The sequence below is a fragment of the Rodentibacter sp. JRC1 genome (assembly GCF_020521555.1).
GTDB lineage: Bacteria > Pseudomonadota > Gammaproteobacteria > Enterobacterales > Pasteurellaceae > Rodentibacter > Rodentibacter abscessus.
Window position 1 is genome coordinate 1,607,505 of sequence record NZ_BPWA01000001.1, and the last position, 12,760, is coordinate 1,620,264.

The 12,760-nt window shown below is 41.6% G+C and carries 12 protein-coding genes and 1 pseudogene; 12 read left to right on the forward strand and 1 reads right to left on the reverse strand.

All coding sequences use genetic code 11. The annotated features are described in order from the left end of the window. Positions 1 to 89: 89 nt before the first annotated feature. Positions 90 to 1,292 (reverse strand): aromatic amino acid transport family protein, encoded by a 1,203-nt coding sequence (locus tag HEMROJRC1_RS07455; RefSeq protein ID WP_226692323.1) that lies wholly within the window; start codon positions 1,290 to 1,292, stop codon positions 90 to 92. A 187-nt stretch (positions 1,293 to 1,479) separates the two neighbouring features. Between HEMROJRC1_RS07455 and HEMROJRC1_RS07460 the strand changes: the two genes are divergently transcribed. From HEMROJRC1_RS07460 to lipB, 12 genes and pseudogenes are all read left to right on the forward strand, one after another. Beyond that, positions 1,480 to 2,343: a YicC/YloC family endoribonuclease gene (locus HEMROJRC1_RS07460; RefSeq protein ID WP_226692324.1), complete on the forward strand. Its 864-nt coding sequence runs from the start codon at positions 1,480 to 1,482 to the stop codon at positions 2,341 to 2,343. A gap of 8 nt (positions 2,344 to 2,351) precedes the next feature. After that, positions 2,352 to 3,191 (forward strand): folate-binding protein YgfZ, encoded by an 840-nt coding sequence (locus HEMROJRC1_RS07465; RefSeq protein WP_226692325.1) that lies wholly within the window; start codon positions 2,352 to 2,354, stop codon positions 3,189 to 3,191. 2 nt (positions 3,192 to 3,193) lie between these two features. Next, positions 3,194 to 4,315, forward strand: coding sequence for an anhydro-N-acetylmuramic acid kinase (locus tag HEMROJRC1_RS07470; RefSeq protein ID WP_226692326.1), 1,122 nt, complete (start codon positions 3,194 to 3,196; stop codon positions 4,313 to 4,315). A gap of 154 nt (positions 4,316 to 4,469) precedes the next feature. Beyond that, positions 4,470 to 5,314, forward strand: a pseudogene (gene murQ, locus HEMROJRC1_RS07475) (N-acetylmuramic acid 6-phosphate etherase). 199 nt (positions 5,315 to 5,513) lie between these two features. Beyond that, positions 5,514 to 5,822, forward strand: coding sequence for a ribosome silencing factor (gene rsfS / locus HEMROJRC1_RS07480; RefSeq protein WP_226692327.1), 309 nt, complete (start codon positions 5,514 to 5,516; stop codon positions 5,820 to 5,822). A 198-nt stretch (positions 5,823 to 6,020) separates the two neighbouring features. Then, positions 6,021 to 6,488 (forward strand): 23S rRNA (pseudouridine(1915)-N(3))-methyltransferase RlmH, encoded by a 468-nt coding sequence (gene rlmH, locus HEMROJRC1_RS07485; RefSeq protein ID WP_226692328.1) that lies wholly within the window; start codon positions 6,021 to 6,023, stop codon positions 6,486 to 6,488. Positions 6,489 to 6,506: 18 nt separating this feature from the next. Continuing rightward, entirely contained in the window at positions 6,507 to 8,459 is a 1,953-nt protein-coding gene (gene mrdA, locus HEMROJRC1_RS07490) for a penicillin-binding protein 2 (protein WP_226692329.1), read from the forward strand. Next, positions 8,459 to 9,574, forward strand: a complete 1,116-nt coding sequence (rodA, locus tag HEMROJRC1_RS07495; RefSeq protein ID WP_226692330.1) for a rod shape-determining protein RodA — start codon at positions 8,459 to 8,461, stop codon at positions 9,572 to 9,574. The genes mrdA and rodA overlap by 1 nt, the downstream gene beginning before the upstream one ends. Before the next feature lie 51 nt (positions 9,575 to 9,625). Continuing rightward, positions 9,626 to 10,480: a septal ring lytic transglycosylase RlpA family protein gene (locus HEMROJRC1_RS07500; protein ID WP_226692331.1), complete on the forward strand. Its 855-nt coding sequence runs from the start codon at positions 9,626 to 9,628 to the stop codon at positions 10,478 to 10,480. A 21-nt stretch (positions 10,481 to 10,501) separates the two neighbouring features. After that, positions 10,502 to 11,686, forward strand: coding sequence for a serine hydrolase (locus HEMROJRC1_RS07505; RefSeq protein ID WP_226692332.1), 1,185 nt, complete (start codon positions 10,502 to 10,504; stop codon positions 11,684 to 11,686). Between the two features lie 109 nt (positions 11,687 to 11,795). Then, a complete protein-coding gene (gene ybeD / locus HEMROJRC1_RS07510; RefSeq protein ID WP_226692333.1) occupies positions 11,796 to 12,074 on the forward strand; it encodes a DUF493 family protein YbeD in 279 nt (92 codons plus the stop codon). A gap of 1 nt (position 12,075) precedes the next feature. Further along, on the forward strand, positions 12,076 to 12,717 hold the full coding sequence (gene lipB / locus HEMROJRC1_RS07515) for a lipoyl(octanoyl) transferase LipB (RefSeq protein ID WP_226692334.1): 642 nt from the start codon (positions 12,076 to 12,078) through the stop codon (positions 12,715 to 12,717). Positions 12,718 to 12,760: the final 43 nt, after the last annotated feature.

A 12,760-nucleotide genomic window follows, 5' to 3' on the forward strand; every position in this document is an offset into this window, starting at 1 on the left:
AAGGATAACCGAGGGTTATCCTTTTATTTTGTCTGAAATAAATCAAAGATAACCGCACGTTAAAGTGCGGTCAGATTTTAATGTGTTTTTTAACCTACTACGAACGGTAGATAACCGGCTCGAATGGCAAATGGAATGGAGGTAATCACTACACCAAGCACTAACACGGCAAACAGCGTAATATTCCCTCCCCATACGCGGTAAGGAAGATTTGAATGAATACGGCGTGCTTTCCACACTAGACTTACCGGTAACACTACGGCGTAAAAAGCAAACATTTGACCGGCATAGCCTAAAGCGAGAATAAAACCTTCCGGATAGAATAAGGCAAATGCAAGTGGAGGAACAAAGGTCAGCAAACCAAGAGAAATTCGCCCTGCCGAAATATTAAACGAACGTTTTAATAAATCTTCAATACATTCTAATAAACCTAACCCCACCCCTAAGAAAGAAGTGACCAACGCCAAAGTAGAGAATAATTTGACCGCACTTGCGATAACCGAACTACCGGTAATGGCAAGGGTTGCCTTCACTAAACCATTTAAAGTGGCGTCTTCTTTTAAGATTTGTAGGAACGCATTTTGTGTTAGCAAACCGTGTGTAGAAAGCTGCCATAAAATGTATGCGCCGAGAGTAATAGCCGAGCCGACTAAAATAGAAATACGCAAAGCTTTTACATTTCCGCCCAAATATTTATTCAAGCTTGGAATCGAACCGTGGAAGCCAAATGCAGTGAAAAACACCGGGCTGGCAGAAATTATCAAGGCGTTATCAATCGGCATTGCCAATAGATTGGTCATTTTGATTTCCGGTAGCATTAAGCCCAACACAACAGCGAAGGTTGCCAACATCACGAAGAACAACACACGATTGATTTTATCCACACTGTGTGTGCCAATCACAATAAATATGCCGAAAGTGATAGTGAATAAAAGAATACTTGTTTTGCTGTCACTCCCTTCCGGTAATAAACTGTTTAGTAAAGAACCGCCGCCACTTACATAAGCGGCAATTAAGGCATATAAGAAAATAATTAAGACGGCTGTCGCTACGATACGCCCGAGTTTACCAAAATATTGTTCGGCAAGTGTGCCGATCCCGGCATCACTGTCAGCTGTCTGATACAATTCTACAAATAAAAGTGCGGTGAAAGTGAGCAATGCCCAAAGTCCAAGTAATAAGGCTAAAGTAAAGCCGAAACCGATACCGGCTGATGTGAGAGGCATTGCTAACATTCCGGCACCAATCATCGTGCCGGAGACGAGCAATGTACTACCAACGGTTTTGTTCATATTTGTTTCCTTAGTGTGTAATGTTAAATTTACGCAGATTGTATTTTAAAATTTACACAATGTAAACGCTTTGTAACAAATATTCTTTAACCACAAAACGAATAAGTAACCGCCCCTATTATTGACCGCACTTTCCCGCTACAATAGCCGACAAATCAACTAAGACAAATAAAGAATAGGAGAGCTTATGATTTACAGTATGACGGCATTCGCCCGCCTTGAAGTAAAAAAGGATTGGGGCGATGCGGTGTGGGAAATTCGTTCCGTCAATCAACGTTATTTAGAAAATTTTTTCCGTTTGCCGGAACAATTTCGTGGCTTGGAAAATACCTTACGGGAAAAACTTCGTCAAAACCTTACCCGTGGCAAAATTGAATGTTCCTTACGTATTGAAACAAAAAAGCAAACCAATGCAGAACTGAATTTAAATAAAGATCTGGCGAGCCAAGTGATTCAATCTTTGCAGTGGATTAAAACGCAAGCAGGCGAAGGAGAAATTAATTTAACGGATGTGTTGCGTTATCCCGGTGTGGTAGAAGCGCAAGAGCAGGATTTGGATGCGATTAGCCAAGATTTATTGATAGCCTTTGACTCGCTTTTAAAAGATTTCATTGCAATGCGGGGGCGTGAAGGTGAAAAATTACAGGCGATTATTCAACAACGCTTGGAAAATATTTCTGTTGAAGCGGAAAAAGTGCGCACCCAAATGCCACTGGTTTTACAATGGCAGCGTGAACGTTTATTACAACGTTTTGAAGAAGCGCAAATTAGCCTTGATCCGCAACGAGTTGAACAAGAAATGATCTTGTTGGCACAACGGGTAGATGTGGCGGAAGAACTTGATCGTCTCCAAATGCACGTAAAAGAAACCGAGAATATTTTGAAAAAAGGCGGTGCTGTGGGGCGTAAATTAGATTTTATGATGCAAGAGCTTAACCGAGAATCCAACACCCTTGCTTCCAAATCAATTAATGCGGAGATTACGGCTTCGGCAGTGGAATTGAAAGTGCTTATCGAGCAAATGCGTGAGCAAATTCAAAATTTAGAATAGGGGGAAAAATGGCGCAATTTATCCGACTTAACGATTATCAACTTATTGAAGCTTACGGAGAGGAGGCGGAGAAATATTTACAAGGGCAACTCACCACTGATGTGGTTACGTTGTCAGAGGGCGCAGCCACACTCACCGCTCATTGTGATCCAAAAGGGAAAATGAGTGCGATTTTCCGCTTGTTGAAAGTTAATGGCGAACGATTTTTCCTGCTTGTGAAGAAGGATTTATTACCAATTGCATTGAATAATTTAAAAAAATATGCGGTATTTTCTAAAGTCAGTTTTGATTTAAGGGATTGGCAAATTGTAGGTGTGATCGGTGAAAAATGTGGAAAAATACAACCGCACTTTAGTTTAGAAATTGATGAACAACGTGCAATTTTATTGAGTGAAATTCCTTTGCCGATTACGTTTAATGGCGATGAAAAACAATGGGAATTGGCGGATATTCAAGCCGGTATTCCAAATTTAAACGCCAAAATTCAAAATGAGTTTATTCCACAAGCGTTAAATTTACAGGCGATTGAGCAAGCGGTTTCTTTTACGAAGGGCTGCTACATTGGGCAGGAAACGGTGGCGCGTGCAAAATACCGTGGTGTGAATAAGCGTGCAATGTTTATTTTAAAAGGCAATAGCCAAAGTTTACCTGAAATTGCGACCGAGATCGAAATGCAACTTGAAAACGGTTGGCGCAAAACCGGCACGATTATAAGTGCGGTCAATATTAGCGATGTTTTATGGCTGCAGGTGGTAATGAATAACGATGTGAATGTCAATCAACCGTTCCGTTTGCCGCAAGACGGAAGTTGCCTTGAAATTCAGCCTTTGCCTTACGTATTAAATTAAAGATGAAAGCGAAATACTATATCGGCATAATGTCCGGTACGAGTCTTGATGGCGTTGATGTGGCATTGGTGGATTTTATGCCGGTTCAGCCTAAATTAATTGCCGCAGATTTCACCCCTATGCCCGAAGATTTACGGGTAAAAATCACGGCACTGGTGCAATCCGGTAAAACCGATTTACAGCAATTGGGCGAGCTGGATCATCAACTTGGCTTACTTTATGCAAATTGTGTAAATAATTTTTTACAATCACGGCAAATTTTGGCGGAAGACATTGAAGCCATTGGTTGTCATGGACAAACGGTATGGCATTCACCGCAAGGAAAATTTCCTTTTACGATGCAAATTGGAGATATGAACTTGGTTGCCGCTCATACGGGCATTACCACAGTGGGAGATTTCCGCCGTAAAGATATGGCATTGGGTGGACAAGGCGCTCCCTTAGTGCCTGCATTTCATCAAGCCGTTTTTTCTGATTCCAATTATGCGACCGCAGTTTTGAATATCGGCGGTATCAGCAATGTCTCTTTGTTGCTGCCTGATCAGCCGATAATCGGTTTTGATATTGGGCCGGGGAATACCTTACTTGATCAGTGGATCGAGAAACATCAAGGCGTCTCTTATGATAAAAACGGCGAATGGGCTGCGACAGGGCAAGTCAATGAAGTCCTATTAAATAACTTGCTAGATGAACTTTTTTTCCGACAAACAGCACCGAAAAGCACAGGACGGGAGCTATTTAACTTGTCTTGGTTGACGGCTAAAATTGAAAAAACACAGGAAAAAACGACCGCACTTTTGCCGCAAGATGTGCAAGCGACATTGGCTGAATTTACCGCTCGTACTATTTCGGACAGCCTCAATATTGATACAGCATTGCCAAAACGATTGTTAGTTTGCGGCGGTGGGGCAAAAAATGCACTGATTATGCAGCGACTTAAACATCATTTGCCACAGTGGGCTATTTATACGACCAATGATTTTGAGATGGATTCGGATTATGTAGAGGCTGCGGCTTTCGCATGGTTGGCTTACCGCCGAATATATAATCAATCTGGGAATTTACCGGAAGTCACCGGTGCTAAAAGTGCGGTCAGTTTAGGGGCGATTTTTCCAAAACCTTGAGTTTCTTCATTCCCTCATTTGGGGGAAACTCAGTCCTTTTCCCTTGCTATAACGGCATATCGGCATAAATTTAATTCCATAGGAAAATACAGTGAACGAACAACTTCTCCAAACGCTCTCCACATTAATTACAGAACAACGTAATCCGAATTCGATGAATATCGATCAACTTTCCGCTTTAGAAATCGTTACATTAATGAATAAGGAGGATAAACAGGTTCCTCTTGCGATTGAGCGAGTATTGCCGCACATCGCACAAGCGGTGGAAGCCATTGTGAAAGCATTTCAACAAGGGGGCGTTTAATATATATCGGTGCGGGCACTAGCGGACGATTGGGCGTATTGGATGCGTCAGAATGTCCGCCTACTTTCGGTGTGAATGGGGAAATAGTAAAAGGCATTATTGCCGGCGGTGAACGGGCGATTCGTTATCCGGTGGAAGGTGCGGAAGATAGCCCGGCTGCCGCCGTAGAAGATTTACAGGCTATTCGTTTTAGTGAAAAAGATGTACTGGTTGGCATTGCTGCAAGCGGTCGTACGCCTTATGTATTAGGGGCATTAAAATATGCCAAACAGCTTGGTGCAACAACGGTATCTATCGCGAGTAATCCTCGGTCTGCAATGGCAGAATCGGCGGATATTGTAATTGATACGATTGTCGGCGCAGAAGTGCTGACAGGCTCAAGCCGTTTAAAATCCGGTACTGCACAAAAGTTGGTATTGAATATGCTTACGACCGCTTCAATGATTTTGCTCGGAAAATGCTATGAAAATTTAATGGTTGATGTGCAAGCAAGCAACGAAAAGCTGAAAGCCCGTGCTATTCGTATTGTGATGCAGGCGACCGAATGTAATAAAGCAACGGCAGAGCAAACACTAATCCTTGCGGAACAAAATGCAAAATTGGCGATTATGATGATTCTAAGCGGATTAGAAAAAAATGAAGCAAAAGCATTGTTGGAAAGAGAAAAAGGGCGGCTGAGAAAGGCACTTAAATAAGTATCGGCTGCCGCGTTTAGCGTTGTCGTTACATTATTGAACCGGGATTTATCGGGGTACGGAGTATGGTATCTCTAACAAGCACTCTATTTGTTATTTTTCGCTTATTTTGTGGATTTCTTCGGTTATTTATTTCCCTTTTTCTTGTCCTTACTGTTATTCAATGGTAGAGTTTGGCATTTTTATAAGTGGGGAAACGATGTCATTAGTTGAATTTGTTATGGATAAGTTAGACGATTTAAAAGGCACGGATATTGTGCATTTTGATGTGCGTGGGAAATCTTCGATCACGGAAAATATGGTGATTTGTACCGGCACGTCCGGTCGTCAGGTTTCCGCAATGGCGGATAATTTAATTGCAGAATGTAAAAAGGCAGGGGTGGAAACCTTTGGTGAAGAAGGGAAAAATACGTCGGATTGGATTGTGGTGGATTTAGGTCAAACCATTGTTCACATTATGCAGCGTGAAGCGAGAGAAATGTACCAACTAGAAAAACTTTGGGCGTAAAGTGCGGTCGTTTTTTGAGGATATTATGTATCAGTCGTACAAAGAGAATTTATTTATTGGGTAGGGTGCGTTAGCCGTGAGGCGTAACGCACCGTGAATATTGATTGTTTTGTGGTGCGTTACGGCTTAGCCTAACAGCACCCTACAAGGATTTGCGCGGCTCATAAGAGTAGAATTTTTATTCATTAAGGAATATTTGTGAAAATCACATTAATTGCGGTGGGAACGAAAATGCCGGCATGGGTAACGAGCGGATTTGAAGAATACCAACGCCGTTTTCCTAAGGATATGCCTTTTGAATTGATTGAAATTCCAGCCGGTAAGCGTGGAAAAAATGCGGATATTAAGCGTATTTTGGAGCAAGAGGGGAAGGCGATGTTGGCGGCTTGCGGAAAAGCGAAAGTGGTAACCTTGGATATTCCCGGCAAACCTTGGACAACGCCGCAGCTTGCCGAACAATTAGAGGTTTGGAAGAACGATGGTCGCGATGTTTGCTTATTGATTGGCGGGCCGGAAGGGCTTTCGCCCGAATGTAAAGCGGCGGCAGAGCAGAGTTGGTCGCTTTCTCCTTTAACTTTGCCTCACCCCCTTGTGCGTGTCGTAGTGGCGGAAAGTTTATATCGGGCTTGGTCGCTCACCACTAATCATCCTTATCACCGAGAGTAAAAGTGCGGTCAATTTTCAATGAATTTAAAGAAATTTTTTGCAGCGCCCACTCACGAACCGATTCGCGATAAAAAAGCGGAGCGGAATCTTTTTACCCGCCGAACATTAGTTGCGTTTATCGGTATCATAGCTGTTACCGGTGTATTGTTTGCCAATATTTATCATCTTCAAATCGTTAATTTCGATACTTATCAAACCCGTTCCAACGGTAATCGAATCAAACTCTTGCCCGTACCGCCGACCCGTGGGCTTATTTATGATCGTTATGGCGAATTATTGGCGGAAAATCTTACCTTCTTCGGGTTATATATCGTACCGGAAAAAACGGAGAATTTAGACCGCACTTTTGACGAGCTTCGCTACATTGTCGGTTTGACGGATGAAGATATTAAACAATTTAAAAAAGAACGCCGCCGTGGTATGCGTTATACCTCGATTATGCTCAAATCAAATTTGACGGAGGAACAAATTGCACGTTTTTCCGTAAACCAGTACCAATTTCCAAGCTTGGAAATTCGCCCTTATTTTAAGCGTAATTATTTATACGGCGAGGTAATGACACATATTCTCGGCTATGTGGGCAAGATTAACGATAAGGATGTGGAAAGGCTCAAAAAAGAAGAGAAATTTGCGAACTATGCCGGCTCTCATGATATGGGGAAACTCGGTATCGAGCGTTATTATGAAGATCAGCTTCATGGCAGCACGGGGTTTGAAGAAGTCGAAATTAATAACCGTGGTAAGGTGATTCGTAAATTACGTGAACAACCTGCAAAAGCCGGGAAAAGTATTCATTTGACCATCGATCTCGCCCTTCAACGTTATGTTACCGATTTACTTGCCGGACAAAAGGGGGCGGTTGTTGTTTTAGATCCCAAAGATAGCAGCGTGTTAGCGATGGTTTCTACGCCAAGTTATGATAATAATCTTTTTGTGGAAGGTATTTCCAACACAGATTATAAGCGTTTGTTAGAAGATCCTGACCGACCGCTTTATAGTCGTGCCACACAAGGTGTTTACCCTCCTGCATCTACGGTGAAACCTTTTATCGCAGTTGCGGCACAAACAGAAAATGTGGTTAATCAAAAGACGACGATTTTTGATCCGGGTTATTGGATGCTGCCGAATACGACAAAACGTTTCCGAGATTGGAAAAAATCAGGCCATGGTTATACTGATCTCAATAAAGCGATTACGGAATCTTCGGATACCTATTTTTATCAAGTTGCCTATAATTTGGGCATTGATCGTTTATCGGATTGGATGAAACGTTTCGGTTTCGGTATGCCGACAGGAATCGAAATTAATGAAGAAGCCTCCGCCAATATGCCGACCAGATCTTGGAAACAAAAACGCTATAAACGCCAATGGGTGCAGGGCGATACGATTTCTGTCGGTATCGGGCAAGGCTATTGGACGGCAACGCCGTTACAGGTGGCAAAAGCAACGGCGATTTTAGTCAATAATGGCAAAGTGAATACGCCGCATTTAATGAAATCGGTGGAAGGTGTGACTATTGAGCCTTATCAAGATCCGCTACTTTATGAGGATATTACCGAACCTAAACAGGCTTATTGGGAGGCAGCCAAACGAGGAATGTTTAACGTGGTGCATTCCGCTGCAGGGACAGGGCGTAAGGCTTTTATCGGGGCAAATTATCACGTTGCGGGAAAATCCGGTACGGCGCAAGTATTTAGTTTAAAAGAAAACCAAAAATATGATGCGACAGGATTGAAAAAAGAATTACACGATCACGCTTGGTTTGCTGCCTATGCGCCTTATGAAAATCCTAAAATGGTCGTATCGATTATTTTGGAAAATGCCGGTGGCGGTTCAAGTAATGCGGCACCGGTGGTTCGTAAAATTATGGATTATTATCTTAACGAACGGTTACCGGAACTGGAGAAAAGAGCAGATATGCAAAGCAATAAGTCCATTGAAATGCAGATAGAAAACGGACAAACAGAATAATGGAAGAAAAAACACCGATTTGGCTTCGCTTATGGAAGCCGTTACATTTGGATTTTTGGTTATTATTGGGGCTAATTGCCATTACCGGCTATGGAATGCTTGTGCTTTATAGTGCTTCCGGAGCAAGTGAAGTAATGTTTCGTAACCGTGTTATTCAGGTTATTCTTGGTTTTACTGTGTTATTGGTCATGGCGCAGTTACCGCCTAAATTTTATCAAGGTATTGCGCCATACCTTTACTTGATAGGCTTGGTGTTACTGATTTTAGTTGATGCGATCGGAACGACCAGTAAAGGCGCGCAGCGTTGGCTTGATTTAGGTTTTATCCGTTTTCAACCTTCAGAAATTGTAAAGCTGGCAGTGCCATTGATGGTAGCGGTTTATTTAGGCAATCGTCCTGTACCGCCTAAAATGAGCGAAACTTTTATTGCGATTGCGATGATAATAGTTCCCACCTTGTTGGTGGCGATCCAACCTGATCTCGGTACTTCAATTTTAGTGAGCGCATCGGGATTATTCGTGGTTTTTCTGGCCGGAATGAGTTGGTGGTTGATTTTGGCGGCAGTTGTCGGATTAGCCGGATTTATTCCGATTATGTGGCTTTATTTAATGCACGATTATCAACGAACCAGAGTCCTTACTTTACTTGATCCGGAAAAAGATCCGCTTGGCGCGGGCTATCATATTCTTCAATCGAAGATCGCCATCGGCTCAGGTGGAATTTGGGGAAAAGGTTGGATGCAAGGTACGCAATCTCAGCTTGAATTTTTGCCGGAACCCCATACCGATTTTATTTTTGCGGTGATGAGTGAAGAACACGGTATGGTTGGATTTATCGTTCTTATCGCAATTTATCTGTTTATTATCGTGCGTGGTTTAATGATTGCCGTGAATGCACAAACCACATTCGGGCGTATTTTGGCTGGAGCTACCACGCTCATTTTTTTCGTGTATTTATTCGTAAATATTGGTATGGTGAGTGGCATTTTGCCGGTGGTTGGCGTACCGTTGCCATTGTTTAGTTACGGCGGTACTTCATATGTCGCAATTATGGCAAGTTTTGGTTTGGTGATGTCGATTCATACGCATCGCACAAAATTTATCAATACGAACTAATTTGTTTTTTAGCGTTCTTACATACGATTTTATTTATTGGAAAATTAATTTATGATTTTAAAAATGCTTGCAAAATTGACCGCACTTACCGTTATTGCGGCACTGAGTATTTTACCCGTTCAAGCCAAAAATGATCCTTACAATCAATATGGTATTAAAGGAGCAAGTCTCACTCGTACAACGCCTGTGAGTTCATCAACAAGCTATAGGGTAAATGGTAAAACCTACACAACTTATAGCCATAGCAAAGCAAAAGAATATTCAAAACAAGGCACGGCAAGTTATTATCACCGTAAATTCCACGGTCGTCGTACCTCAAACGGTGAAACATATAATTCCGCACTTTACACGGCGGCACATAAAACCTTACCTTTAAATTCCTACGCCTTAGTAACGAATTTGCATAATAATCGTAAAACTATTGTTCGGATTAATGATCGTGGTCCTTTTAGTCGAGGACGTATCATCGATTTATCTTATGCGGCGGCAAAAGAAATCGGTTTGATTGCAAGAGGTGTCGGACAGGTAAAAGTTGAAGCGTTGCATATTTCTCCTAAGGGGCGTATTTCGGGGGCGGGAACGAAAACGCTGGCAAAATATGCTAAGACACAAGCCGCATCGGATCGATTGGTAAATGCAGAAAAAAAAATTCTCGTAAACGAGCCAACGGTATCCAAAGAGCAATATCGGCTAAAAATGTTAGATTTACCAAGCAAAAAATACGCAAATGATTTGATAACCCGTTTGGCGTTGAATAATGTCGATTTTGAGGTCAATCAACATAATGGACGGTATGAACTCCATTTAGGACCTGTGAAAGATAAGCAGATTATGACGAAATTAAAATCAAGACTACAACGAATGGCTAATGGTAACCCATTAATCGTTTATACTTATAAAAACTAAGCTATTTTTAAAGGAAATACTATGTTCAAGCAATGTGCTAAATTCAAAAAACTCGTGCTGATCTCCGGATTGATAGGGGCATCGGCTTTTGTCTCTGCAGAAGATATGCAATATGGCATTACTCCTCCGCAAGTAAATGCGCAAACCTATATTTTAATGGATTATCATTCCGGCGCGGTGCTTGCGGCGTTAAATCCGGATCAACGTCAGTATCCGGCATCACTCACAAAAATGATGACCAGTTATGTTGTCGGACAAGCCTTAAAGCAAGGTAAAATCCATAATACGGATATGGTTACCATTGGAGAAAGCGCTTGGGGACGTAATTTTCCTGATTCTTCCAAAATGTTCTTAAATCTTAATCAACAAGTTTCCGTAGAAGACTTAAATAAAGGCGTGATTATTGTTTCAGGTAATGATGCGTGCGTAGCCCTAGCCGAACATATTTCGGGATCGGTATTAAACTTTGTTGATACGATGAATAAATATTCTCAACAATTCGGTTTAAAAAATACCAATTTCACTACACCGCACGGATTAGATGATCCTAACCAATATTCAACGGCTCGTGATATGGCAATTATTGGGACGCGTATTATCCGTGATTTACCGGAAGAATATAAAATTTACGCAGAAAAAGATTTCACTTTTAATAAAATCAAACAGCCTAATCGTAACGGTTTGTTGTGGGATAAAACAATGAATGTGGACGGAATGAAAACCGGACATACGAGTAAAGCGGGTTATAATCTTGTGGCTTCGGCAATAAATCCAAGCAATATGCGTTTAATTTCTGTGGTGATGGGCGTGCCGACTTACAAAGGTCGTGAAGTTGAAAGCAAGAAATTATTGCAATGGGGATTTGCGAATTTTGAAACTTTAAAAACCCTTGAAGCCAATAAAGAAATTTCGGAACAATCGGTTTATTACGGCGATCAAGGTAAAGTGAAATTGGGTGTGTTACAAGATAGCTTTATTACCGTACCAAAAGGCAAACAGGCAGAACTAAAAGCACGTTATGAGTTAGACGATAAATACTTACAAGCACCATTGGCAAAAGGACAAGTGGTGGGGAAAGTGATTTATCAACTTGACGGTAAAGATGTAGCAGCCGTGAATTTACAAGCGATGAGCGAAGTAAAAGAAGGTGGAATCTTCGGCAATGCTTGGGACTGGTTAGTCTTAACTATCAAAAGCCTTTTCTAAAAACACCTTGAAATATGACCGCACTTCCCCATTTATAGTGCGGTCGATCGTCTAAGGTTGGGCAGATTTCAAATCTGCCCTTTATCTCATTAAAAAACAAGGAAAAACAATGACAACCGAACAAGATTACGAAAAACTGAAAGAATTAATGGAATTTCCTGCGGCAATGACATTTAAAGTTGCCGGAGTAAATCGTGAAAATTTGGCGCAAGATTTAATTGCGGTGGTTCAAAAATATCTACCGGGTGATTACATTCCAAAAGAAAAACAAAGTAGTAAAGGCACTTATAATTCCGTTTCTATTGATGTGGTGGCACAGAATTTTGAACAAGTCGAAACTCTCTATAAAGAACTCGCCAAAGTTGAAGGCGTGAAAATGGTTATTTAATATGACTGCATTACCTCTTATTGTTCGCCGATTAGGGTTGCAAGATTATCAAGAAATTTGGCATAAAATGCAGGAATTTACCGATAATCGCACCGTCGAAACCACAGATGAAATTTGGTTGGTGGAACATTATCCCGTATTTACGCAAGGGCAAGCCGGTAAACCGGAACATTTGTTGCAAAGCAGCGAGATTCCGGTGGTGCAATCGGATCGGGGAGGACAGATAACCTACCATGGCCCCGGTCAGCAAGTGATGTATGTACTGATTGATATTCGTCGCCATAAAGATCTCAATGTTCGTCAATTAGTGACCGCACTTGAACAGTCGGTGGTGAAAACCTTGGCTGATTATGGTATTGAGGGGTACCCTAAACCTGATGCTCCGGGGGTATATATTGACGGCAGGAAAATCTGCTCTTTGGGATTGCGTATCCGTAAAGGCTGTTCTTTCCACGGATTAGCATTCAACATCAATATGGATCTTAATCCGTTTCATTTTATTAATCCCTGTGGTTATTCCGGTTTAGAAATGTGTCAATTGGCAGATTTTATTGATAAAAATGAGGCGGTTTTGGACAAGGTTTCACCAAAATTAATTAAACACTTTGCCGAACTTTTGGGCTATAATGTCACAAATTCTTAACATTTAATTCATCAAAATGCCTGTATCAGGCATTTTTCTTTAG

Excerpts from the sequence above, each read along its gene's own strand:
- HEMROJRC1_RS07465 (WP_226692325.1), top strand. The coding sequence starts at position 2,352 with ATGGCGCAATTTATCCGACTTAACGATTATCAACTTATTGAAGCTTAC.
- lipB (WP_226692334.1), top strand. The coding sequence starts at position 12,076 with ATGACTGCATTACCTCTTATTGTTCGCCGATTAGGGTTGCAAGATTAT.
- HEMROJRC1_RS07500 (WP_226692331.1), top strand. The coding sequence starts at position 9,626 with ATGATTTTAAAAATGCTTGCAAAATTGACCGCACTTACCGTTATTGCG.
- mrdA (WP_226692329.1), top strand. The coding sequence starts at position 6,507 with ATGAATTTAAAGAAATTTTTTGCAGCGCCCACTCACGAACCGATTCGC.
- HEMROJRC1_RS07470 (WP_226692326.1), top strand. The coding sequence starts at position 3,194 with ATGAAAGCGAAATACTATATCGGCATAATGTCCGGTACGAGTCTTGAT.
- rsfS (WP_226692327.1), top strand. The coding sequence starts at position 5,514 with ATGTCATTAGTTGAATTTGTTATGGATAAGTTAGACGATTTAAAAGGC.
- HEMROJRC1_RS07455 (WP_226692323.1), bottom strand. The coding sequence starts at position 1,292 with ATGAACAAAACCGTTGGTAGTACATTGCTCGTCTCCGGCACGATGATT.
- HEMROJRC1_RS07460 (WP_226692324.1), top strand. The coding sequence starts at position 1,480 with ATGATTTACAGTATGACGGCATTCGCCCGCCTTGAAGTAAAAAAGGAT.
- HEMROJRC1_RS07505 (WP_226692332.1), top strand. The coding sequence starts at position 10,502 with ATGTTCAAGCAATGTGCTAAATTCAAAAAACTCGTGCTGATCTCCGGA.
- rodA (WP_226692330.1), top strand. The coding sequence starts at position 8,459 with ATGGAAGAAAAAACACCGATTTGGCTTCGCTTATGGAAGCCGTTACAT.
- ybeD (WP_226692333.1), top strand. The coding sequence starts at position 11,796 with ATGACAACCGAACAAGATTACGAAAAACTGAAAGAATTAATGGAATTT.